The following is a 24,521-nucleotide window of genomic DNA, read 5'->3' as shown; positions in this document are numbered from 1 at the left end:
TTAGTTTATTCAGCGGCGCGATCTTACCACCTGATAGCGCCGCGTAAGGTACTCCACCGGCGCACTCCAGACGTGAACCAGCCGGGTGAACGGGAACAGCAGGAAGATGGTCATCCCAAGCACCAGATGGACGCGGAAGATGTAGGCCACGCCGTCAAGATGCGCGGAGGCGCCGCCGTGGAAGGTGACGACCGCCTGCGCCCAGTCGACCAGTTTCAGCATTTCGCTGCCGTCGGGGTGTTGTGCGGAAAACGGAATCGTCGCCAGACCGAGAATACACTGCACCAGCAGCACGCAGAGGATCAGGATATCCGCCGTGGACGAGGTCGCGCGGATACGCGGATTAGTGAGGCGGCGCACCAGCAGTCCCGCGCCGCCGACCAGCGTCAGCACGCCGCAGACGCCGCCGAGGATCATCGCCATCAGCTGTTTTTGCGACATCGGCAGGAACCACGAATAGACCCAGTGCGGCGTCAGCATCCCGAAGGCGTGGCCGAAAAAGATCCCCAGAATGCCGATATGGAACAGATTCGACCACAGCACCATGCCGCGCTTATCAAGCATCTGGCTGGATGATGCGCGCCAGGTGTACTGCCCGTAGTCGTAGCGCAGCCAGCTTCCCAGCAGGAACACGGTCCCGCACAGATACGGGTAGATATCGTAAAAGAAGACGTTCAGAAAGTGCATCATTTCGGGCCTCCGGCGCTGACGTCCACGTACTGAGGCGCGACGTCCTGGCTAAAGCGTCGTTGATATTGCTGCATCGGCGAGCTGTCGCACGCCGTGGCGTTGTCCTCGATAAACTTCACCTGTTCCTCTTCCCACACGGCATCCAGCGCCTGGCGGGTGTCATCGCGCTGTTCTGTTGAGACCTGCTTAGTGACACTGTCACTTGTTAGCTTGCTGGCGGCGAGCTGAAGCAGGGCGTCGAACAGCTGATACTGCGGGACATCGCGCTGTTTTAGCCGCCCGCCGATCAGGGCCAGAATAGGCGCGACGTTTTGCAGCCCCTCGCGCGCCTCATCGTCAGGAATAAGACTCAGATACTCCAGATAGAGCGGCAGATAATCCGGCAGTTCGCGGCAGTCGAGCTGTAAACCGGCTTTCTCGTACTGGCTCACCAGATCGACCATCGCCTGACCGCGATCGCGGGATTCGGCGTGAACATGCTCGAACAGCAGCAGCGAGGTGGCCCGTCCGCGCTCAAACACTTCACACCACTGGGCCTGTTTATCCAGCAGCGCCGCGCCAAGATACTGCTGCGCAAACGGCAGCAGCGGGGGGGCATCTTGTGCGATCAGAGAAAGGGCTTCATCGCGGCTCTCCCATAGCGCCTCGTCAGGGTATTCAATGAGCAGGGCGATAATTTTAAGAATTCGCATTACTCTCCCTCCCCGTGTTCACGCACCTCGGAGATATTAATGGCGTCGATGCGCTGGCTATTGAACAGGTTGAATTTGGTGTCGGAGCCGTGACAGCCGTCGCCGAAGGTAAAGCCGCAGCCGTTTTTCTCCGGGAAGGCGTCACGCGCCATTTCACGGTGGCTGGTCGGGATCACGAAGCGGTCTTCGTAGTTCGCAATCGCCAGGTAGCGGTACATCTCCTCCACCTGTTCCACGCTCAGGCCCACTTCGTCGATGGCGCGCGTATCGGTCACCCCTTCAACGGTTTGCGAGCGTTTGTAGTGGCGCATCGCCATCATGCGTTTCAGGGCGCGCAGCACCGGGCCGGTATCGCCGGCGCTCAGCATATTCGCCAAATACTGCACGGGAATACGCAGGCTTTCGACGGCAGGCAGAATGCTGTCGGTCTGGGGCAGACCCCCCGCATCGGCGTAGGACTGAATCGGTGACAGGGGCGGCACATACCAGACCATCGGCAGGGTACGGTATTCCGGGTGCAGCGGCAGGGCCAGTTTCCAGTCCATCGCCATTTTGTAGACCGGCGAGCGCTGCGCCGCGTCGATCACGTTCTGCGGAATGCCCTGTTTCAGCGCTTCCTCAATCACTGCCGGGTCGTTCGGGTTCAGGAACACGTCGCACTGACGCTCGTAAAGATCCGTTTCGTGCTCGGTGCTTGCCGCTTCTTCGATGCGGTCCGCGTCGTACAACAGCACGCCAAGATAACGAATGCGCCCGACACAGGTTTCCGAGCACACGGTCGGCTGGCCGGATTCGATACGCGGGTAGCAGAAGATGCATTTTTCAGACTTGCCGCTCTTCCAGTTGAAGTAGATTTTTTTGTACGGACAACCGCTGATGCACATGCGCCAGCCGCGGCATTTGTCCTGGTCGATCAGGACGATGCCGTCCTCTTCACGCTTGTAGATGGCGCCGCTCGGACAGGTGGCGACACAGCTCGGGTTGAGGCAGTGTTCGCACAGGCGCGGGAGGTACATCATGAAGGTGTTTTCGAACTGGCCGTACATCTCCTTTTGCATCTTGTCGAAGTTACGGTCGCGGGCGCGTTTCTCAAATTCGCCGCCGAGCAGCTCCTCCCAGTTCGGGCCGCCGACGATTTTGTCCATCCGTTTGCCGCTGATCAGTGAGCGCGGCCGAGCGGTAGGGAGATGATCGCCCTCCGGCGCGCGGTGCAGATCCTGATAGTCAAAGGTGAAGGGTTCGTAATAGTCGTCAATGCCCGGCAGCGAAGGGTTGGCGAAGATTTTCGACAGCACGCCCACGCGTCCACCGAGGCGCGGCGTGAGTTTTCCGGTGATGCCACGCACCCAGCCGCCTTGCCACTCCTCCTGATCTTCCCAGTTTTTCGGATAGCCAATGCCCGGTTTGGTTTCGACGTTGTTAAACCACGCGTACTCCATCCCTTCGCGCCCGGTCCAGACGTTTTTGCACGTCACGGAACAGGTATGACAGCCAATGCACTTGTCGAGATTCAGTACCATGCCGACCTGTGAGCGTATTTTCATTTTTTCGCCTCCTGTACCTGATCCCGACCTTCGCCATCCAGCCAGTTAATGTTTTTCATCTTGCGGATCATGATGAATTCGTCGCGGTTCGAGCCGACGGTGCCGTAGTAGTTAAAGCCGTAGGCCAGCTGTGCGTAGCCGCCAATCATGTGCGTGGGTTTTGGGCAGACGCGGGTGACGGAGTTGTGAATGCCGCCGCGACGTCCGGTCACTTCCGATCCCGGTATGTTCAGAATGCGCTCCTGGGCGTGATACATCATGGTCATCCCTGGCGGCACGCGCTGGCTCACCACCGCGCGGGCGGTGAGGGCGCCGTTGGCGTTGAAGGCTTCGATCCAGTCGTTGTCTTCAATGCCTAACTCTCTGGCGTCCGTTTCGCTGATCCAGACGATCGGCCCGCCGCGAGACAGGGTTTGCATCAGCAGGTTTTCGCTGTAGGTGGAGTGGATGCCCCATTTCTGGTGCGGCGTCAGGAAGTTGAGCGCTTTTTCCGGGAAGCCGTTCGGCGGAATTTCTCGCATGTGTGTCACGCTGCGGGTATCAATCGGCGGACGGTAGGCCACCAGGCTTTCACCAAAGGCGCGCATCCACTGATGATCCTGATACAGCTGCTGGCGACCAGAGAGGGTGCGCCACGGGATCAGCTCGTGAACGTTGGTGTACCCGGCATTGTAGGAGACGTGTTCGCTCTCAATGCCAGACCAGGTGGGGCTGGAGATGATTTTGCGCGGCTGGGCCTGGATATCGCGAAAACGAATTTTCTCGTCTTCTTTGTTGATCGCCAGATGAGTGTGAGTGCGCCCGGTAAATTCGCCGAGGGCTTTCCAGGCTTTCACCGCCACGTGGCCGTTGGTTTCCGGGGCCAGCGCGAGGATCACCTCCGAGGCATCAATGGCCGTATCAATCAGCGGTCGCCCTTTGGCCGGGCCGTCGAGCTTGACGTAGTTCAGCTTGCCGAGGAAATCGACTTCATCCTGAGTGTTCCACGAAATGCCTTTTCCGCCGTTGCCGAGTTTGTCCATTAATGGCCCCAGCGACGTAAAGCGCTCGTAGGTTTCCGGATAGTTGCGCTCAATGACGGCGATATTCGGCGCCGTTTTGCCAGGAATCAGATCGCATTCGCCTTTGCGCCAGTCCTGAATATCAAAGGGCTGGGACAGCTCCGCTGGGGAGTCGTGCTGCAGAGGTTGCAACACCACGTCGGTTTCGGTGCCCAGATGCCCGACGCAGACGTCGGAAAAGACTTTGGCGATCCCTTTGTAGATTTCCCAGTCGCTGCGGGACTCCCACGCCGGATCGACGGCGGCAGAAAGCGGATGAATAAACGGGTGCATATCCGACGTATTCATGTCGTCTTTTTCATACCAGGTGGCGGTCGGCAGGACGATATCCGAGAAAAGACAGGTGCTGGACATCCGGAAATCGAGGGTCACCAGCAGGTCGAGCTTGCCTTCGATGGCGGCCGTTTGCCACTCCACCTCCTCCGGTTTAACGTCGTCCGTGGAGCCAAGATCGTCGCCCTGAATCCCGCTTTCGGTGCCGAGCAGGTACTTGAGCATATACTCGTGGCCTTTCCCGGAGGAGCCGAGCAGGTTCGAGCGCCAGACAAACAAATTGCGTGGATGATTTTTACCGTTGTCCGGCTGTTCGCAGGCAAAGCGCAGATCGCCCGATTTTAGCGCCTGAACGGTGTAATCCTGCGCCGACATCCCGGCGGCATCGGCGCGCGCTTTGATGTGCAGCGGGTTAAGCGAAAGCTGCGGCGCAGAGGGCAGCCAGCCCATCCGCTCGGCGCGCACGTTAAAGTCAATCAGGTGACCGGTGAATTTGGCGCTATCAGCCAGCGGCGAGAGCAGCTCCTGAGCGGTGAGTTTTTCATAGCGCCACTGGCTGGCGTGGTTGTAGAAGAACGAGGTGCTGTTCATCTGGCGCGGCGGGCGGTTCCAGTCGAGGGCAAACGCCAGCGGCAGCCAGCCGGTTTGCGGACGCAGCTTCTCCTGGCCGACATAGTGCGACCAGCCGCCGCCGCTTTTGCCGACACAGCCGCAGAAGACCAGCATATTGATCATCCCACGGTAGTTCATGTCCATGTGATACCAGTGGTTCACGCCCGCACCGAGAATGATCATCGACCGTCCATGGGTTTTATGGGCGGTATCGGCGAATTCACGGGCGATCTGTTCAATATGGCGACGAGGCACACCAGTGATCTGCTCGCCCCAGGCCGGGGAGTAGGCTTTGATTTCGGCGTAATCTTTTACGGCGTTGTCATCTTCCAGGCCGCGATCCAGTCCATAGTTCGCCAGAATCAGATCGTAAACGCTGGCGACCTGTTGCTGACGGCCATCGGCGAGGGTGAGGGTTTTCGACGGCACTTTGCGGATCAGCACCGGGTCCTGTTTCACGCTGCGAAAGTGCGGGTTTTCATTGCCGCCGAAGTAGGGGAACGCCACATTCGCGACCTGATCGTGGGTGATGAGCAGCGAGAGCGTCAGCTCGGTCTCCTGACCGGCAGCCAGCGGCTCCAGGTTCCATTTGCCTTTTTCACCCCAGCGGAAACCAATCGAGCCGTTAGGCGCCACCAGGCCACCGGCGATATCAAAGGCGACGGTTTTCCATTCTGGGTTATTTTCCTCACCCAGCCCGTCGGCCAGATCCGAGGCGCGCAGCATCCGGCCAGGGACCAGGCTGCCGTCGTCCCGCGCATCCAGCATCACCAGCATCGGCATGTCGGTGTAGCGGCGGCAGTAGTTGAGGAAATATTCGCTCGGGTTATCGAGGTGGAACTCTTTGAGGATCACATGGCCCATCGCCATTGCCAGAGCGCTGTCGGTGCCTTGCTTCGGTGCCAGCCACTGATCGCTCAGCTTAGCGACTTCCGAGAAATCCGGGGTAATGGCGATGGTTTTGGTGCCTTTGTAACGCACTTCGGTGAAGAAGTGAGCGTCCGGTGTGCGCGTCTGCGGCACGTTCGAGCCCCAGGCGATGATGTAGCTGGAGTTGTACCAGTCGGCCGACTCCGGCACATCGGTCTGCTCGCCCCAGGTCATTGGCGAGGCGGGCGGCAAATCGCAGTACCAGTCGTAAAAACTCAGGCAGGTGCCGCCGAGGAGTGAGAGATAGCGCGTACCGGCGGCGTAAGAGACCATCGACATTGCCGGGATCGGCGAGAATCCGGCGACGCGATCCGGGCCGTAATGTTTGATTGTCCAGACGTTCGCGGCGGCGATCAGCTGGTTGAGTTCTTTCCAGTTAGAGCGGATAAAACCGCCGTGGCCGCGCGCTTTTTTGTAGCTGCTGGTCTTTTGTGGATCGCTCATGATGGCATTCCACGCCAGCACCGGGTCGCTGTGCTGGCCCAGCGCTTCGCGCCACAGTTCGATCAATTTTCGGCGCACCAGCGGGTATTTCAGGCGGTTGGCGCTATAGAGATACCAGGAGTAACTCGCGCCGCGCGGGCAGCCGCGGGGTTCATGATTGGGCAGGTCAGGGCGGGTGCGGGGGTAGTCGGTCTGCTGCGTTTCCCAGGTCACTAGGCCGTTTTTGACATAGATTTTCCAGCTGCAGGAGCCGGTACAGTTAACGCCGTGGGTGGATCGCACGATTTTGTCGAACTGCCAGCGCTGGCGATAGCTGTCCTCCCAGTCGCGGTTGGTGTGCATCACCTGCCCATGGCCGTCGGCGAAGGTGTCGCCTTTTTGTTTGAAATAACGAAAGCGATCCAACAATTTACTCATGACGTTTCTCCTGACGGGGCGACGCCCACCCCGTGGTTACACTGCTCACAAAAGTGTTGAACGGAATAGTTATGATTTGACGTGTTTCTGCCGACGGCCATACACCAGCCAGGTGACAAACACGCAGACGATATAGAACACCAAAAAGACCTTCATCGCGCCGACGGGGGAACCGGTCATCGCCAGCGAGGTACCGAAGGCTTTAGGAATGAAAAAGCCGCCGACCGCGCCGATGGCGGAGATAAACCCGAGCGCCGCCGCGGTATCAGACACCGCTTCCTGCTGGGCTTGCTCTTCCGTTCCGCCGCGCAGCTTGACGTTATAAATTGTGATCTGGCGGAAGATCACCGCGATCATCTGGAAGGTGGAGCCGCTGCCTAAACCGGCGGTCAGGAACAGGCCCATAAACACCAGATAGAAGGCGGTGAAATTGCCGGAACCGGAGCCGGGGAGCGTCAGGAACAGCAGGGCGCTGAAGGCGGCCATCAGGATAAAGTTCACCAGCGTTACGCGCACACCACCGAGTTTGTCCGACACCACGCCACCCGCCGAGCGCGCCAGCGCTCCAATCAACGGGCCAAAGAAGGCGAGGTGGAGAATGTTCACATCAGGGAACTGGGTTTTGGCGAGCATCGCAAAGCCTGCGGAAAAACCGATAAAAGAGCCAAACGTCGCCAGATAGAGCAGGCTTAGTAACCACAGGTGCGGCTGTTTCAGCACCGGCAACTGGCTGGCAATCGAGGCTTTCGAGCTGGCAATATCATTCATGCCGAAAAAGGCGGCGAGAGTGGCAATAATCAGTAGCGGCACCCAGATCCACGCGGCGTTAGCCAGCGACAGCACAGAACCGTCATCCTGCGGTACGCCAAGGACGCCGAGAAACGCAAACATCGGCAGGAAGATCACCGCCGGAGCCACCATCTGCATCACGCTGACGCCGAGATTACCCAGCCCGCCGTTAATGCCCAGCGCGCTGCCTTGTTTTGCTTTCGGGAAGAAAAAGCTGATGTTGCCCATGCTGGAGGCAAAGTTAGCACCGGCAAATCCGCACAGCAGGGCGATGATGATAAACACCCAGTAGGGCGTGGCGCTATTCTGCACGGCGATCCCCAGCCACACGCAGGGAATAATCAGAATAACGGTGCTTAATATTGTCCAGTAACGTCCGCCAAATATCGGCACCATAAAGGAATAGGGCACGCGTAATATTGCGCCAGAAAGAGAAGGTAATGCGGTTAACATGAAAAGCTGATCGGTGGTGAAATTAAAGCCGACTTTATTGAGATTTACCGCAACCGCGCTGAATAACATCCACACGCAGAAGGCCAGTAGCAGACAAGCGACGGATATACAAAGATTTCGTCGCGCGATGTGTTTTCCTTTATTCTCCCAAAATGCCGCGTTTTCCGGTTTCCAGTTGTTTAAAAGATAATGATTATTCTTCTCACTTTGTTGTGACATATCGCCCTCGTACTTACCCGTAAAAAACAGAAAAGAGAAGTGAAAACAGTCAGATGGCTGACGTTATACGATTAAGGTTTTTGGAATTATTCAGATGCTTCTGAAAGGATAGATAAGAAAGCGAATCCCTGAGTTTACGAGAGGAGAGATGATTCGCTTTATGTGTTACTAATTGTAAAAAATTGCGGTTTTAAATACTCAATTGGGAGTATTAAACAATTCCAGAGAAATTAATTTATCAAGATGTTTATTAAAGGCGTCGTCATCCATTTCGGGCATATTTAACACGTAAATACCGTCCAGTCCGCAGACTAAACCTATCAATCGCCAGGCGATATTTTCGGGGCGGTCTGAGAGTGTAAATACCTTTTCTTCGGCGCCCTGACGGATAATGGCGACGGTATCCTGATGCCACATTTCCATGGTCAGCACATAGGCGCTTTTAATGTCCGGATCGCGGCTCGCGAGGATCTGCGCTTCCCGCCACAGACGAATATAAGGCTCGAACAGACCCTCATCGCTGCCAAGCATGGCGCGCAGACGATGGCGACAGTCGCCCACCACCTCGGCATCGAGCAGTTCACGGATCAGACGCACGAAGGCCAATGCTTTCAGCTCTCCGGCGCTGGCGAAATGGTGATGTACCTGGCCGGAGGCAATACCCGCTTCGCCTGCAATGCGCCGCACCGTCATGGCGCTGAACCCTTCGTTTAACGCGACCCGCATCGCGGCCTGCAGGATATCTTCCCGCCGTTCATCCTTGCTCAAATAGCTCATGTTCTCTCACTCTCAATGGCGACGAAACGAGTGTAACAAAAAGCTGGACACGCGTTCAACTTTCCGTAGGATCGCATCCTGGACACGTGTCCAGATTAGTGTGAAAGGGAAATTTATGTTTCAAAGGTGGTTAGCGTTAGTGATTATCGTGCTGGTGTATATTCCGGTCGCGATTGACGCAACGGTACTGCATGTGGCCGCGCCAACGCTGAGTATGACGCTCGGGGCCAGCGGTAACGAATTGCTGTGGATTATTGATATTTACTCGCTGGTGATGGCGGGCATGGTGCTGCCGATGGGCGCGCTCGGGGATCGTATCGGCTTTAAAAAGCTGCTGATGCTCGGCAGTATCCTGTTCGGACTGTCGTCACTGGCGGCTGCGTTTGCCCCGTCCGCGGCCTGGCTGATTGCGGCCCGCGCGACGCTGGCGATTGGTGCGGCGATGATTATCCCGGCGACGCTTGCGGGGATCCGCACGCTGTTTGTCGAAGCGCGTCATCGTAATATCGCGTTAGGTGTCTGGGCTGCGGTCGGTTCCGGCGGAGCGGCGTTTGGCCCGCTGGTGGGCGGCCTGCTGCTGGAGCACTTCTACTGGGGATCGGTATTTTTGATCAACGTACCGATCGTGGTGGTCGTGGTGGCACTGGCGGCGCGTTTTGTGCCGAAACAGCAAGGGCGCCCGGAGCAGACGCTGAACATTTCGCACGCGCTAATGCTGATCGTGGCAATTCTGCTGCTGGTTTACAGCGCGAAAACAGCGCTGAAAGGCACACTTTCACCGGCTATCGTGGCGACAACGTTGCTCACCGGCGCGGTGATGCTGTTCATCTTCGTGCGTATTCAGCTGCGAGCCAGCAAGCCGATGATCGACATGCGCCTGTTCTGCCACCGCATTATTTTGAGTGGCGTGGTGATGGCGATGACCGCAATGATCGCGCTGGTGGGCTTTGAACTGCTGATGGCGCAGGAGCTGCAGTTTGTGCATGGTTTCACGCCGTTTGAAGCGGGCATGTTTATGCTGCCGCTGATGGTCGCCAGCGGATTCAGCGGGCCGATTGCGGGCGTGCTGGTCGGAAAACTCGGTTTGCGGCTGGTCGCCGCAGGCGGCATGGGGCTAAGCGCGGTGAGCTTTATCGGGCTGTCGATGCTCGATTTCAGCACTCAGCAATGGCAGGCATGGAGCCTGATGGTGCTGCTCGGTTTTAGCGCTGCGAGTGCGCTGCTGGCATCGACTTCCGCGATCATGGCCGCCGCGCCGAAGGAAAAAGCGGCCGCCGCAGGGGCTATCGAAACGATGTCCTACGAGTTAGGCGCCGGTCTTGGGATCGCGATTTTTGGCCTGATGCTTACCCGCAGCTTCTCGGCCTCTATCGAGCTGCCGCAGGGGCTGAGCGCCACGCTTGCCGACAAAGCCTCTTCGTCGATTGGTGAAGCGGTCAAAGTTGCGCAAGAACTTACGCCGACGCTGGCAGACGCGACGATTGAAGCCGCTAAAGCCGCGTTTATCACCTCGCACAGCGTCGCCCTTGGCAGCGCCGGTGCCATGCTGATGATACTGGCGTGCGGGATATGGTTTAGTCTGGCGAGGGTGGAGCAGAAGTAACATTAAACCCGGTAACAGAGTTACCGGGTTTTTCTGTGTTACATATTTTATATTAACTTAAGTCATGATTTACGATGGTCTTGCAGATAGCGGGATCAGTTGCAAAATAGTGGGATAACACTGGAGGCTCCTTGCATATTTGATAAGGGGTGAAAAAGGAAATGTACAAATAAATCAATAGTGACAATATATTAAATAACACCAGGAATATTATTGAAACCAACCCTAAAAGATTTCCTGAGTAATCAAATCTCTTAGGCGCTTTATTGGCTTTTGTGAATGGTACAAAAGCAATTATAATAATACCATATGCTAAAGCAGGTACACCTGCAAGCATAGCTAAATGCCTCCCATCAAACCAAAAAAAATCACTATCGCTAAAAAAAAGCATTAAGTCATGATAAGGGATTTCGATTGAATAGCGGATAATTTCAATAAAGAATGCAATACACAAAAGTATGGGAATGGTAAAGGCAATTTTTTTCACAACCTTAATAAACATGACACTTCCTTTTAATAAGAGAATGGAAATGTATTAGATAAGCCAGAGCTCATATGCATATTATTCCATTCATGAATGATGCCGCCAAAGAAATGAATTAATTTAACTCACGGTTTACGATGGTTTTGCAGATTGCTGGAATTTTGGCAAAGTAATGAGAATACGTGAATGGTTCCTTACATAACTGGTAAGGAGTGAAATAGCCAATGTAAAAATATGTCATCAATGATAATATGCTAAACAACATAAATATTACAAGTGAGATAAGTCCCAGTACATTTCCCCAGAAATAAAATGATTTTGGTATTTGGTTATCCTTCGTGAATGGAACTGTAGCCATCATTACACTAAGGTAAATAAAAGCTGGTATGGATGATATAAGTGAAAGGTGCCGTCCATCGAACCAAAAGTAATCATTTCCCCTGAAAAATAGCATCAAATCATGAAAAGGTATATCAATGGAGTACGAAATGATCACAATCGAGATTGTAATCACAATAATACATCTAATGAATGACCATGTTCTCTTTAAAATATTAATGTCCATCATCCATACCTTTTTGAACGCGGAATAAATCAAGCCCTTCATATAACTCACTTTTCTTTGACAGTTGTCGGGCTTGTCTATTTCTAACTTAAATCATGATTTACGATAGTCTTGCAGATAGCGGGATTAGTTGCAAAATAGTGGGACAACATTGGAGATTCCTTGCATATCTGATAAGAACTCATGAATATGATATAAAAATAAACAAATAATGATACAATATTAAATAGAACCAAGAACATTATCGACACCAGCGCAAGCAGATTTCCTGAATAACTGAATGCCTTAGGTACCTTATTATCTTTAGTAAATGGAACACATGAAATCATTACAATGGCATATATCAGGCACGGAGTGAATGACACCATTGCCAGATGTCGTCCATCAAACCAAAAAAAATCGCTATTGCTAAAAAACAACATGAAGTCATGATACGGTATATTAATAGAGGAATAAAAAAGTAAACTTAGTATTATAATGAGTATAATAGAAATTATAGTAAATGCTATCTTATTTAATAATTTAATGATCATGAGAAACCTATTTAATAATCCATGAAGATGGAGGGACCCAAACCTGAATTCATATGCAAATTATTCCATTTAAGCATTTCCTGTTCTTTTATTAATAACTTGTTTATTTGTTCTTTAAATCTATAAGACCATCCATTTTGTTCGTCCAATATATTTAATGTCCTGTTTAAGGACACGCCTGCAAGGATAATAATTCCTGTGGTAACGATGACAGGAGTGCTGATTAGCGTAAGCATTAGTCCAACAACACCAATAGTTACACAGGAAACAATAGTTTTTGCTGCATCTATGACAACATCGCCAAAGAAATCAATAAGTGTATAATCATTTTTAAAAATTAACTCTATTGCCCTAAAAGCCAGGGAAAAGTAAACACAAAACTTAGCACCCTGATACAAGTTATACCCTAAACCTCGCCAACCAATACCCAGTTCCAACAGTTGCAGATTATTCGCGCGATAGCGGGTACCGTTCAGGATGCGACGCAGGCTCGGGTACCCACTGATTTTTATATAGGTAACTCCACCGTATCGACAGGTTTTAGCCGTGATCCCTATACTCTTGAGATTAAAGCGCAACTGGTTAGCTTCATTCAGATAAGTTGAGAATCTACTGCTACTGAATGCTCCGTCCCAGATGTCTTTGAAATTGCCAGCACCGATTTTATATGAAAGAAAATTATCCGTCTGACCTATAAGGTCGCTCAATACACCTCGCGCTTCCTCTATGGTCAGCAACATGAAGTATTGGGTGTTTTTCTCCAGCAACTTTTCCATTTGGGGTAGAGTATCAATATAGGGATGAGTCGGGATCAACTGATTAATGGGCTGTTGCCCCCGCAGTAGTTCTCCCACATAGCCAGACCAGCCGGTATCTCTTGATGATTCGTAACTGTTCATATAACTGCTATCCCTAGAATATATTTTCTTCCCAAAGGCTGTACGTACTGGTCCCGGCATTGATATGTTCCCAGCCAATAGATTTATAGCTAAATGAGATTGTCTCCTGGGCTTCTTTTTCGCTCTGAGTGACTGAGTGGGGGATATGTAAGTCCAGCTCAGCAATCCGCGCATCTGTCAGCTTTAACTGGTAATAACACTCCATACGGCCTGCTTTATCGGTACGGTAAAAATCGAAAACACAGCTGAGAGACTCATTATCCGTGATGGCTTTGGCCAGCAGTGGCGAGGATTTATCAAGTGGCTTAACGATACTGACATGATGATGATTAACGTTTCTTTCCCGAGAAAGGGCATGGGAGAGAGAATAAATAAGAATTTGATCGCTGTGCGCAACTTGCGCTTTATTACCGACAGATGCCTGACTCAAACATCCTGAAGAAATTAATCCCTGCATTTCGCCGACAAGCGACAGATAAACTAATCCGGCCATATGATTCATCCCTTTATATTCATTCCATTTATAGATGTTTCACTACGTATATTTTAGCGAAACGTTGAGCGATTATTCACCGTTCATTATTGGCAGGCAATATAAAATAAGAATAAATGAGAGGGATGCTTTATCTACCGCATTCATAATCAAAAGCGACCGTTAGGAGGCGTTTCGCTGGAATAGAGAAGAAGAGGGTGGAGCAGACATAAAAAACGCCCGGTAGCGTTGCGCTTACCGGGCGTTTTTTTCACGAATTATTTCTCCTGCGCCGCACTCAGTACACTGTGCAACAGGACATTCGCCCCTTTCTTAGACCACTCCGGCAGAATGTTTTCCGCTTCGTTGTGGCTGATGCCTTTTTCGCAGGGAATAAAGATCATGCTGGCCGGGGCGATTTTGCTGATGTAGCAGGTGTCGTGCCCGGCGCCGGAGACCATCGGTTTTGATGAATAGCCGAGGGCTTCGACCGCTTTTTCACTGCGCATAAGGCACTGCTCGTCGAAGGCGATAGGCGCGTAGTCGAAGATTCGTTCGACCTTTGCCGTAACCCCTCGTGTGGCGAGACCTTGCGCCGCCTCACGCAGCGCGGCTTCCATCGCTTCCAGCACGTCGCTTTGCGGATGGCGGAACTCCACGCTGCACACCACACGCGACGGCACGACGTTGCGCGAATTTGGGGTTATCTGCGCCATGCCGATGGTCGCGCGGCCGTCCGGTTTGTGCTGATAGCCAATCTCTTCAACCATCAGCGCCAGTTCAGCGAAGGCGGTTAACGCATCGCGACGACTGTGCATCGGCGTCGTCCCTGCGTGCGCGGCAAAACCGTCCAGCGTCAGGGTAAACCAGCGCTGGCCCATCGCGGCGCGCACCAGTCCGATATCGATAACCTCATCTTCCAGAATCGGTCCCTGTTCGATATGCAGTTCATAGCAGGCGTGAACCGGAAACGCGCGCGCAGGCAGGGTGCCGCGATAGCCGATAGCTTCCAGCGCTTCGCCTACGGTTATGCCTGCGTTATCCTTACGAGCGAGGGCGTATTCTTCGCTAAATTGCCCGGACCAGACGCCGGATGCCAGCATCGCCGGGGCGAAACGCGCGCCTTCTTCGTTCGTCCAGTTCACCAGCACGATGTCGCGCTCGGTTTCCACGTGATGATCGTTGAGGGTGCGCAGAACTTCCAGCCCGGCCAGCACGCCGTAGATCCCGTCGTAATTTCCACCCAGCGGCTGGGAATCCACATGCGAGCCGGTCATCACCGGTGGCAGGGCGCGGTTTTTCCCGGCGCGGCGAATAAACATGTTGCCCATGCTGTCGACGTCGCAGGTAAAACCCGCTTCCCGCGCCCAGTCGCGCAGCAGGTTGCGGGCAATACGATCTTCGTCGCTCAGCGCCAGACGCGTTACGCCACCGGCGGGCGTGCCGCCGATCTGCGCCATCATCCCGAGCGTGGACCAAAGCCGCTGCGCATCGATGTGGATCATGCTTTGTCCTTTTTCGTGTGGTAGCGGAAATCACAGCATTTTCCGCCCTGCATGATGGTGGTGGTGCGCGTCAGTTCGACGTCTGGCGCGTAGCCGACGATGAATTTCTCATCGCGGGCGCATGACAGCAGGTGACCGATCTCGCCCAGCCCCATTTCGTGATACATCTCGGCATACCGGCAGCGGGTGACGTTATAGTTGTACTGCTGGTCGTCGGCGTCGATCACTTTCACGTCCAGCGCGTTGTCTTTCTCCCAGAGATATTGCAGGGCGATAAAACTCTTCACATCCGCGCCGTTCGGCTCCTGACGGGCAAAATGTGCCCCTGCGTCAATCGCCGCCTGTTCGATGGCTTCCCCAATTACCGCCTGGGCGCGGGCTTTCCCTATTTCGCGCACGAGGATTTCGTAAATAGGTTTAATAATTTCTGCTTCTATTTTGCGGCGGGCGAGAATGCCCAGCTCATTGTTATCACTCATCACATTGCCTCACTGCGTTACTTCGTTTTTGCGCCGCCCAGAACGGTTTGCGGCTGCCATTTGCCATCGACCACTTTGTAGACGGTAAAGGACGGGGATTTCAGGTTGCCCTGTGCATCAAAGGCGATCTGTCCGGTGACGCCGGAATAGCTGATGGCGCGCAGGGCGGGCAGATATTCAGCCGGATCGACAGAGTTAGCTTTTTCCATGGCGGCAACCAGCACGCGGGTGGCGTCATAGGCGAACGGCGCGTGCAGTTCGATATGGGTGTGGTAGCGCGACTGATACGCCTGCTCAAAGGCTTTACCGCCCGGCATCTGATCGACCGGCAGACCTGGCTCCAGCGCGACAACACCTTCGCCTTCTTTCTGTGCCAGCTGCAGGAACGTCTGGCTGACAAAACCGCCTGCGCCCATCAGCGTGGCGTTCATGCCCAGCTGTTTGATACGACGCGCCAGCGGAGCGGCCTGGCTATCAACGCCGCCGAAGAACACCAGATCGGCGTTTTTGCTGCGAATGGCGGTTAAAACGGCGCTAAAGTCCACAGTTTTGTCGTCAACGTACTGGCGGTCGACGATCTTCACGCCCTGCGCGTCCAGCGATTTGATAAATTCATCCGCCAGTCCCTGGCCGAACGCGGTACGGTCGTCGATCACCGCAATGCGTTTGGCTTTCAGCGTTTTCACCGCGTATTCGCCGGCGAACTGACCACCGTCATCGTCGTGGCCCATCACGCGGAAACTGGTGTCAAAACCCTGTTTGGTATAGGCGTGACCGGTGGCGACGGGCGCTACCTGGGCGATACCGGCATCGTGATACACACGCGCTGCGGGAATACTGGTACCGGTATTCCAGTGGCCGACTACGCCCGCGACGCCGCTATCGACCAGACGCTGAGCGACAGCCACCGCGGTGCGCGGATCGGACTGGTCATCTTCGGACTGCAGTTTGAAGGTCACTGCTTTGCCGCCGATGGTTGGATGCTGTTTGTTGATATCGTCAATCGCCAGCTGCGCGCCGTTCTCCAGATCTTTGCCGATACGTGCCGACGGGCCGGTGAGCGGGCCTGCAAGGCCGATGACCACGGTTTCGCTTTCCGCCGCCCAAGACGCGGAAGAGGCAAAACCACTGAGCAGAAGAGCGGCGCTGAGCGCACTGATTTTTACGGTTTTCATTATATTTCCCTGGTGTTGGTTGGTGTGTTAAACGGGCATTTCGCCCAAATAAATTTGTGCAATCTGATCGTCATTGAGCATCGCTTTCGAGTCGCCCTGATGCACAATGCTGCCGCTGTCCATCACCCAGGCGCTATCCGTCACTTCCAGCGCCAGCCGGGCGTTTTGTTCGATCAGCAGCAGGGCCACGCCGCGCTCACGCAGCCCTTTAATAACCTGAAAAATGTTCTCGACCATCTTCGGTGCCAGCCCCATGGACGGCTCATCAAGAATCAGCAGGCGCGGCTGGCTGAGCAGGGCGCGGTTCAGCGCCAGCAGCTGCTGTTCACCGCCCGAAAGCAGCCCGGCGAGCTGATGTTGACGCTCACCGAGGCGCGGGAAACGGTCGAAAATCTCGTCCATTTCGGCTTTCACCTTGACCGTGTCACGCCGCAGCCAGGCCCCCATCTGTAAATTCTCCAGCACCGTCATGCGCGCAAAGATGCCGCGACCTTCCGGAACCATCACCAGCCCGTCTCGAAGCAGTGCTTCGGCTTTGCGTTTACGCACCGGCTGGCCGTTAAACGCAACAGTGCCGCCGAAGTTTTCCAGCCCGGTGATGGCGCGTACGGTTGAGCTTTTTCCAGCGCCGTTAGCGCCAATCAGCGTCGCCTGTTCGCCTTCTTGCAGGGTGAACGAGACATCGCGCACCGCCTGAATCCCGCCGTAATGCACGTCCAGACGTTCGACTTTCAGTAACTCAGACATGGGCGTTGCCTCCAAGCCAGGCGGCGATCACCGCAGGGTCACGCCGAACGGTGTCGGGTGTGCCGACGGCCAGCGTTTTGCCGTAATCAAGCACCGTCAGGCGATCGCAGATACCCATCACCAGCTTCACGTCGTGCTCAATCATCAGCAGGGTTTTGCCATCGTCACGAATGCGGATGAGCAGTTCGCCGAGGGCGTTTTTCTCAGCCGCATTCATGCCAGCAGCCGGTTCGTCGAGGGCCAGCAGCAGCGGATCGGTCGCCAGCGCGCGGGCGATTTCCAGCCGACGCTGATGTCCGTAGGCCAGATCGCAGGCGCGATAATGGGCGAATCTGGCGATGCCGGTATACTCCAGCCAGTGCCAGGCCAGCTCGCGGGTTTGCGCTTCTTCGGCGCGCGCCCGTTTGTGATGCGAAAGCGCGGCCCACAAGCCGTTGCGGGTGCGCACATGGCGCCCGACCATCACGTTTTCCAGTACCGACATCTCATTAAACAGACGCACGTTCTGGAACGTGCGGGCGATCCCGGCAGCCGTTACTTTGTCGATCTGCTTCGGAAAATAGGGCTTATCGGCAATCGAAAACTCGCCGCTGTCCGCCGGATACAGACCGGTAATGAGGTTAAAACAGGTGGTTTTCCCTGCGCCGTTAGGGCCAATCAAACCGTAGATTTCGCCCTGTTTGATAGAGAGCGAAACATCGTCCACGGCGGTCAGGCCGCCAAAGCGTTTAGACATATTGCGAACGGTGAGCAGGCTCATGCCTTGACCTCCTTGTGGCGAACCGGCCAGATCCCGGACGGGCGCAGCAGCATCACCAGCACCAGCGCCAGGCCGTAGAACAGCTGACGCAGGATTTCCGGGTCGATCAGCACGGTGCCGAACAGTGCCTGCTGAACGGGCGCGGCCTGGCTGCGCAGGATCTCCGGCAGGGCGGTGAGCAGCACTGCGCCGAGGATCACGCCAGGGATGTGGCCCATTCCGCCGAGCACCACCATCGCCAGCACGGCAATGGATTCCTGAAGAGTGAAGGATTCCGGTGACACGAAGCCCTGGAATGCGCCAAACAGCGCTCCCGCCACGCCGCCAAAAGAGGCACCCATCGCAAAGGCTAGCAGCTTATAGTTGCGTACGTTGATGCCCATCGCGCGGGCCACGTCTTCGTCTTCACGTATGGCGTGCCATGCGCGGCCAATGCGCGAATGTTGCAGGCGCAGGCAGACAAAAATAATCAGCACGATCACCAGCATCAGCAGGTAATACCACAGCCACAGGGCCGGGACTTTCATGCCAAACCAGTGGTATACGCCGCTGAACTTCAGGCCAAACAGATTGAGCGTATCGACGCCGGTAATGCCTTTTGCGCCATTAGTGATGTTCACCGGGCGGTCGAGGTTACGCATCAGAATACGGATGATCTCCCCAAAACCGAGGGTGACAATCGCCAGATAATCGCCGCGCAGTTTGAGCGTGGGCGCGCCCAGAATAATCCCGCACACCGCCGCGACCAGCGCCGCCAGCGGAATAATCAGCAGATAAGAGGTGTGCAGCCCATCCGGGAACCAGACGGCGAGAAGGGGGAACGTCTCCAGCAGATGTGGGGACGCCAGCAGCGCCGCAAGATAGGCGCCGACGGCATAAAACGCGATGAAGCCCATATCCAGCAGGCCGGTGTAGCCCACGACGATGTTCAGCCCGAGCGCCAGCATGATGTACAGCAGAGCGAAATCGATAACGCGCACCCAGTAGTTGCCGCCGAGCTGGCTTGCCACCACGGGGGCAATCAGCAGGGCGAGGACGAACAGGGTCATGCCGGACCAGAAGCGGCGCTGCGAGGCGGGTGCCTGTAATGATGTTGTTGTCATAGTTTTCCCTACGCCCTGTGCGCCACGCGTTCGCCCAGCAGACCCGCCGGGCGGAACACCAGCACCAGAATCAGCACGATGAACGCAAAGACGTCCTGGTAGTTACTGCCAAACACGCCGTGAGTGAGTTCACCCAGATAGCCCGCGCCCAGCGATTCAATGATCCCAAGCAGGATCCCGCCGATCATCGCACCGCGAATATTGCCGATTCCGCCCAGAACAGCGGCGGTGAATGCTTTAATGCCGGGCAAAAAGCCCATCGAGAAACTGGCGTTGCCGTAGTTACTCGCCATCATTACGCCTGCGAGCGCGGCGAAGATGCCGCCGATGGCGAAAGTCAGCGTGATAATGGCGTTGGGATTGACCCCCATTAGCGTGGCCACGCGCGGGTTTTCCGCCACCGCGCGCATCCCGCGCCCGAGACGGGTGTATTCGACAAGCAGCCACAGGCCGATCATCACCGCCAGTGCCAGCGATACCGTAACAATGCCGGTGACGGTAATGATCGCCGGGGGATGGTTCGCACTGCCGGAGGTGACGGCAATCGCGTCCATCGGCAGGATTTGCGGGAACATCAGCGGGTTGCGGCTCCAGATAATCATTGCCACGGTTTGCAGTAACACCGAAACGCCAATCCCGGAGATCAGTGGCGCCAGACGCGGCGCGTTGCGCAGGCGTCGATAGGCGAAACGTTCAACGGCCATCGCCAGCAGGGCGCAGACCGCCATGGCGACAACCAGCGCGAAGCCGAGCTGTAGCAGCTGAGGCATATGCGGGAAGGTGCTGTTCAGCGCGTTCAGGGCCGACAGGGTGGTAAGCGCGCCGACCATCAATATGTCGCCGTGGGCAAAGTTAATAATGCGCAAAATGCCATACACCATGGTATAGCCCAGCGCGATCAGCGCGTAGATGCTGCCCAGCATCACGCCATTAATCAGTTGTTGTATCAGTGTGTCCAACGTTATTACCCGACAGATTGCTCTTTCAGCGGGTAACATCCAATAATTGAATTAAATTGTAAAATACGCATATATTATTTCTTATGATAATTCGAGATTGATTTATCGCGATGATTTTAAAGAGAATAGTGAAACGTCATCTGAGCGAAATTACGGCCCTAAAATCAACATATGAATAAAACAGAACAATCACTGCAGCTGCCTGCTTATGCCGAAAGCCGTCTGGCGAACGATCCGCCCCTGCGTGCCGTGCGGGCCTTTGAGGCGATTGCCCGGCTGGGAAGCGTGACGCTGGCCGCGCAGGAGATGGCGATCTCGCCGTCTGCCGTCAGCCATCAGCTCAAGGTGCTGGAAGGGTATCTGCAAATGCCGCTCACAGAGCGCCAGGGGCGCAGGCTGGTCCTGAGCCAGCAGGGCCGCGACTATTACCGCTCTATTCGCGCGGCGTTCAACGTGCTGCGTCAGGCGACGGAGCACCTGGTGGAGCAGGCCCAGACCCGTCAGGTGACCATCAGCCTGATTCCGCTGTTCGGTATGGGCTGGTTTATTCCGCGCCTGCCTGCGTTTATGCGCGCCAATCCGCAGACGGAAATTAACGTGGTGTATGCCAACCATCGCAACTATCTGAGCGATGCGTCGGATATGTCGATTCGCTTTGGTAACGGCCAGTGGGCGGGGTATCAGAGTGAAAAACTGATTTCAGGCCAGATGGTGCCGGTGTGCAGCCGGGCGTTTTTACGTGTCCACGGGCATATGGATACGCCGGAACAGCTGCTCCAGATGCCCCTGCTGCACGATGAAGAGCGCAGCACCTGGCAGCAGTGGTTTATCCAGCAGGGCGTTAAACGGCCTGCGCGCAAGAGCGGCCCGCTGTTTGAAGATGGCTTACTGACGCTGGCGGGTGTGCAGGCCGGACTGGGCTGCGCGTTGATGCGTGAGCCGCTGATCGCGCCCTATCTTGAGAGCGGCGAGCTGGTGAAAATCTTTGATGCGCCAATCGATGACGGGCGCGATTATTACCTGTGCGTCCGTCAGGATTCGGATATGACCGAAGATGGCAAGTTGCTGCAAGCCTGGCTCAGGCGCGCGGCGGTCAGCGCTACGGTGTAAACGAGCAGTTTTTGTCCAGCGCTTCGATCTCGGTGCCACTGAATCGAGCGTATTGTCCGGTGAGACGCCAGAACGCGGGCTGCGTTTCGGTGTAGATCTCGGCGGCCAGAACCAGGCGACGGCGTTCATCTTCACTCAGCTCAAGCAGCGTCCAGGGGACAAAATAGCGGCCAGTGGGGGTAAGCTCAAACCACAGCGGGCAGCCGCAGCCGGGGCAGAACCAGCGTTCGCCGCGCACAGACGACGAGAAGTGCGAAGGGGAGATCGAACCGTCTTCCACGATGGGTTCGCCCTGAGTTTCCAGATACATCGCGATGCCCCCCGACCATTTCTGACACATCGTACAGTGACAGGCATAGACGTCGAGGGCCTCGATGTTGACGCTAAAGTGGCTCATTCCACACAGGCAGCGTCCGGTATAGAGGTGCATGGCGTACTCCTTTATCACGCCAGTGGACTGCGATAAAAAAAGCCAGCCACGAGGGCTGGCTTTTTTAACAGACAAACACTTAGAACTGGTAAGTCAGACCCAGTGCAACGATGTTGTCGGTGCTCACACCAGCAGCTTTGGTGAAGGCATTGTCGTCAACCAGGTTGATTTTGTAGTCAACGTAGGTGGACATGTTTTTGTTGAAGTAGTAAACGGTACCCACTTCAATGTATTTCACCAGATCCTGGTCACCGTAAGAACCGATGTCCTTACCTTTGGACTGCAGGTATGCCAGGGAAGGACGCAGACCGAAGTCGAACTGGTACTGAGCAACCGCTTCGAAGTTCTGAGTTTTGTTCGCAATGTAACCGTCACCGAAGTTGGTCATGTTGCGGGTTTCAGAGTAGGTGGTTGCCAGGTAGATGTTGTTCGCATCGTATTTCAGGCCAGCAGCCCAAACTTCTGCGTTTTCGCCGCCTGCGTTCAGGTTGCTTGCAGCGCGAACCTGGTTGTCAGTACGGTCAGATTTCGCATAGGTCGCACCCACGCCGAAACCGTCGATTTCATAGGTAGAAGACAGACCCCAGCCATCGCCGTTCGCGGTGGTGATATCACGGTCGTCGTTTTTACCCTGGTACTGTGCAGCAAAGTTCAGACCATCAACCAGACCGAAGAAGTCTGCGTTACGGTAGGTTGCAACACCCGTAGTACGGCCAGTCATGAAGCCGTCAGTCTGAGTCCAGGTATCTCCGCCGTATTCTGGCAGAACGTCGGTCCATGCGCCGATGTCGTAGGCTACGCCGTAGTTACGACCGTAGTCGAAAGAACCAAATTCGTTGAATTTCAGGCCCGCGAACGCCAGACGAGTTTTGTTGCCTTTGTCGCCGTTGGATTCGTCGTTGTTGCCTTTGAACTCATATTCCCACTGACCGTAACCGGTCATCTGGTCGTTGATCTGAGTTTCGCCTTTGAAGCCCAGACGCACGTAAGTTTTGTCGCCGTCGTTGCCAGCGTCGTCAGAGAAGTAGTGCAGACCTGTTACTTTACCGTACAGATCCAGTTTGTTACCGTCTTTGTTAAAGACTTCAGCCGCGTTTACCGCGCCTGCTGCCAACAGAGTAGTCACTGCCACTGCAACTAATTTAAGTTTCATTTTAATAATCCTTATAATTTTCTTTTGGGCATTTCCTGAGCCATTAATAAACGATTTCTAAACGAGGTCGTTCGTCAATGGCATGCTATTTTTAGAAATGTTGTAGCCGCATTTCAATAATAAGTTTCAATTTATTGCTGATAATTTCAATTAGTGTGACCGGTGTCTGATAAAACGGCCAATATTCCGCAGATTTGATTATTTATCATTCGGTAATTGAGTATTTTCTAATATTTATAGTTATTGCCAATATAATTATCGATGGTTTTAATTTCATTGCGAAATTAACCGTAATTATAGATGAATTACCGCAATTTAATGAAGGGTGATAACGAAGAATCAAATAGTTATGAGTCATTTGCTGTGAGAACAGGCGAGCATTACTGAAATATTCAGTCATAAACTATTGCGTGTTCGGCTATATCCATGGCGATTAATAGGCGTTTATTAATCCCAGAGGGGTGTCAGTTTATGTCAATAAGAATGTAAGAAGACGTTACGAGCGCGGGGAATATAAACAGAGTTTAAATGTAAACACTATGTGAAATATAGATAATCTGATGCAGGATCACATTTTATTTATGCAGATAAAACAGAAGGGGGAGATTTCCCCCTGAGTGGAATTATTTTCGGGTGGCGTACCAGCACAGCAGCGAGCCTGCGCAGACCATCAGCGCCCCTTGCCAGAAGGAAAATGAGAGCGGGGCGTTAAGCAGAACAGCCGCCAGTGCCGCGGACAGTACCGGGGTGAAATAAGAGACGGTGGCGAGCACAGAAACATTGCCATGCAGAATGCCGATATTCCACGCCGCATAGCCAAAGCCGAGGGCAATTCCGCACATGAGCAGTTTGATCACCACCGGCACGCTGAATATCATTTCCGGCTGATCGCTGAACAGATATTTCAGCCACAGCGCCAGCGCGGTGAGTAACACGAACAGCGTAATCCCGTTCTGCCCTTTAGCGTATTTGCTGGTAACAGTGCAGTATGCCGCCCAGATAAACGCGCCGGCAAACGCCAGCCCATAGCTCAGCGGGTTGGAGATCACATTGGCGGTTATTTCGTCGATATGCAGACCCTTCTCACCGCCTAATACCCAGCAGACACCGAACAAGGCCAGCAATAATCCCGGCACAATCCACAGAGTCGATTTCTGCCCATTGAACAAAATGGCAAACATAATCGTCAGGCTCGGCCAGAGATAATTCACCATTCCCACTTCGATAGCCTGATGACGAGTACTGGCGTAGCCCAGCGAAAGGGCGAGACATATTTCATAGCTCACAAACAGCACGCTACCCGCAATAAGATAGCGCGGTGAGAAGCGTCTGATAGTCGGGAATCCCACGGTGACTAAACAGAGTAAACCGCTGAGGGTGTAGATCATTGCCGCACCACCGACAGGCCCCAGTCCTTCGCTCACGCCGCGAATTAATCCCACCATGGTGCTCCACAGCACAATCGCGGCCAGCCCAATCAATGTTGCTCTTTTTCTGTCCATTGCTTTCCCAAACGCCAACGAAATTCAGGGGCAAATTTATAGCACTCTTTCCCGCGTTTTCGCGAATCAATCTACGAACCGCTAATCCCAAAGGGTTAAGCAAAGCCGCAAGAGCGGACTATTTAGGGGGCGAAGATCGAG

The 24,521-nt window shown here is 54.4% G+C and carries 21 protein-coding genes; 2 read left to right on the top strand and 19 right to left on the bottom strand.

What is annotated here, in order from left to right:
- Positions 1–9: 9 nt before the first annotated feature.
- The 6 genes from narI to ACB496_RS10750 form a co-directional block, all read right to left on the bottom strand.
- Positions 10–690, bottom strand: a complete 681-nt coding sequence (narI, locus tag ACB496_RS10775) for a respiratory nitrate reductase subunit gamma (RefSeq protein ID WP_268196115.1) — start codon at positions 688–690, stop codon at positions 10–12.
- A complete protein-coding gene (narW, locus tag ACB496_RS10770; RefSeq protein WP_371975179.1) occupies positions 687–1,382 on the bottom strand; it encodes a nitrate reductase molybdenum cofactor assembly chaperone in 696 nt (231 codons plus the stop codon). The genes narI and narW overlap by 4 nt, the downstream gene beginning before the upstream one ends.
- On the bottom strand, positions 1,382–2,926 hold the full coding sequence (gene narH, locus ACB496_RS10765; protein ID WP_100780080.1) for a nitrate reductase subunit beta: 1,545 nt from the start codon (positions 2,924–2,926) through the stop codon (positions 1,382–1,384). The genes narW and narH overlap by 1 nt, the downstream gene beginning before the upstream one ends.
- A complete protein-coding gene (locus ACB496_RS10760) occupies positions 2,923–6,663 on the bottom strand; it encodes a nitrate reductase subunit alpha (RefSeq protein ID WP_371975178.1) in 3,741 nt (1,246 codons plus the stop codon). Before ACB496_RS10760 ends, narH begins: the two co-directional genes overlap by 4 nt.
- Positions 6,664–6,732: 69 nt before the next feature.
- On the bottom strand, positions 6,733–8,124 hold the full coding sequence (locus ACB496_RS10755) for a NarK family nitrate/nitrite MFS transporter (protein ID WP_371975177.1): 1,392 nt from the start codon (positions 8,122–8,124) through the stop codon (positions 6,733–6,735).
- Between the two features lie 198 nt (positions 8,125–8,322).
- Positions 8,323–8,901, bottom strand: a complete 579-nt coding sequence (locus ACB496_RS10750) for a TetR family transcriptional regulator (protein ID WP_371975176.1) — start codon at positions 8,899–8,901, stop codon at positions 8,323–8,325.
- A 115-nt stretch (positions 8,902–9,016) separates the two neighbouring features.
- On the opposite strand from ACB496_RS10750, the gene ACB496_RS10745 reads away from it, so the two are divergent.
- Positions 9,017–10,504 carry an MFS transporter gene (locus tag ACB496_RS10745; RefSeq protein ID WP_371975175.1) on the top strand — a complete coding sequence of 496 codons (1,488 nt, stop codon included), beginning with the start codon at positions 9,017–9,019 and terminating at the stop codon, positions 10,502–10,504.
- A 52-nt stretch (positions 10,505–10,556) separates the two neighbouring features.
- On the opposite strand, the gene ACB496_RS10740 is transcribed toward ACB496_RS10745, so the two are convergent.
- The 10 genes from ACB496_RS10740 to ACB496_RS10695 form a co-directional block, all read right to left on the bottom strand.
- Positions 10,557–11,006: a hypothetical protein gene (locus tag ACB496_RS10740; RefSeq protein WP_371975174.1), complete on the bottom strand. Its 450-nt coding sequence runs from the start codon at positions 11,004–11,006 to the stop codon at positions 10,557–10,559.
- A 1,091-nt stretch (positions 11,007–12,097) separates the two neighbouring features.
- Positions 12,098–12,985: a hypothetical protein gene (locus ACB496_RS10735; protein ID WP_371975173.1), complete on the bottom strand. Its 888-nt coding sequence runs from the start codon at positions 12,983–12,985 to the stop codon at positions 12,098–12,100.
- A gap of 13 nt (positions 12,986–12,998) precedes the next feature.
- On the bottom strand, positions 12,999–13,478 hold the full coding sequence (locus ACB496_RS10730) for an Hcp family type VI secretion system effector (RefSeq protein ID WP_371975172.1): 480 nt from the start codon (positions 13,476–13,478) through the stop codon (positions 12,999–13,001).
- Positions 13,479–13,735: 257 nt separating this feature from the next.
- Positions 13,736–14,962 (bottom strand): Zn-dependent hydrolase, encoded by a 1,227-nt coding sequence (locus ACB496_RS10725; protein ID WP_371975171.1) that lies wholly within the window; start codon positions 14,960–14,962, stop codon positions 13,736–13,738.
- Entirely contained in the window at positions 14,959–15,441 is a 483-nt protein-coding gene (locus ACB496_RS10720) for an L-2-amino-thiazoline-4-carboxylic acid hydrolase (RefSeq protein WP_100780087.1), read from the bottom strand. The genes ACB496_RS10725 and ACB496_RS10720 overlap by 4 nt, the downstream gene beginning before the upstream one ends.
- 17 nt (positions 15,442–15,458) lie before the next feature.
- Positions 15,459–16,616, bottom strand: a complete 1,158-nt coding sequence (locus ACB496_RS10715; RefSeq protein ID WP_102103765.1) for a branched-chain amino acid ABC transporter substrate-binding protein — start codon at positions 16,614–16,616, stop codon at positions 15,459–15,461.
- Between the two features lie 27 nt (positions 16,617–16,643).
- Positions 16,644–17,363: an ABC transporter ATP-binding protein gene (locus tag ACB496_RS10710; RefSeq protein WP_371975170.1), complete on the bottom strand. Its 720-nt coding sequence runs from the start codon at positions 17,361–17,363 to the stop codon at positions 16,644–16,646.
- Complete coding sequence (locus ACB496_RS10705) at positions 17,356–18,123, bottom strand: ABC transporter ATP-binding protein (RefSeq protein ID WP_371975169.1); 768 nt, start codon at positions 18,121–18,123, stop codon at positions 17,356–17,358. The genes ACB496_RS10710 and ACB496_RS10705 overlap by 8 nt, the downstream gene beginning before the upstream one ends.
- Complete coding sequence (locus ACB496_RS10700; protein WP_100780092.1) at positions 18,120–19,226, bottom strand: branched-chain amino acid ABC transporter permease; 1,107 nt, start codon at positions 19,224–19,226, stop codon at positions 18,120–18,122. Before ACB496_RS10700 ends, ACB496_RS10705 begins: the two co-directional genes overlap by 4 nt.
- Positions 19,227–19,234: 8 nt before the next feature.
- On the bottom strand, positions 19,235–20,185 hold the full coding sequence (locus ACB496_RS10695; RefSeq protein ID WP_107703530.1) for a branched-chain amino acid ABC transporter permease: 951 nt from the start codon (positions 20,183–20,185) through the stop codon (positions 19,235–19,237).
- Between the two features lie 171 nt (positions 20,186–20,356).
- On the opposite strand from ACB496_RS10695, the gene ACB496_RS10690 reads away from it, so the two are divergent.
- On the top strand, positions 20,357–21,295 hold the full coding sequence (locus ACB496_RS10690) for a LysR substrate-binding domain-containing protein (protein ID WP_100780093.1): 939 nt from the start codon (positions 20,357–20,359) through the stop codon (positions 21,293–21,295).
- Here ACB496_RS10690 and ACB496_RS10685 read toward each other — a convergent pair.
- From ACB496_RS10685 to yddG, 3 genes are all read right to left on the bottom strand, one after another.
- Entirely contained in the window at positions 21,285–21,725 is a 441-nt protein-coding gene (locus ACB496_RS10685; RefSeq protein ID WP_100780095.1) for a GFA family protein, read from the bottom strand. The genes ACB496_RS10690 and ACB496_RS10685 overlap by 11 nt on opposite strands.
- A 79-nt stretch (positions 21,726–21,804) precedes the next feature.
- On the bottom strand, positions 21,805–22,878 hold the full coding sequence (gene ompC / locus ACB496_RS10680; RefSeq protein WP_100780096.1) for a porin OmpC: 1,074 nt from the start codon (positions 22,876–22,878) through the stop codon (positions 21,805–21,807).
- 623 nt (positions 22,879–23,501) lie between these two features.
- Positions 23,502–24,380, bottom strand: a complete 879-nt coding sequence (gene yddG / locus ACB496_RS10675) for an aromatic amino acid DMT transporter YddG (protein ID WP_371975168.1) — start codon at positions 24,378–24,380, stop codon at positions 23,502–23,504.
- Between the last annotated feature and the right edge of the window lie 141 nt (positions 24,381–24,521).

Origin of the sequence: Lelliottia nimipressuralis, assembly GCF_041464075.1 — a bacterium.
Classification (GTDB): Bacteria; Pseudomonadota; Gammaproteobacteria; order Enterobacterales; family Enterobacteriaceae; genus Enterobacter; species Enterobacter nimipressuralis.
The sequence above is the reverse complement of the archived record's forward strand: the minus strand, read 5'-3'. Positions and strand labels throughout refer to the sequence as shown.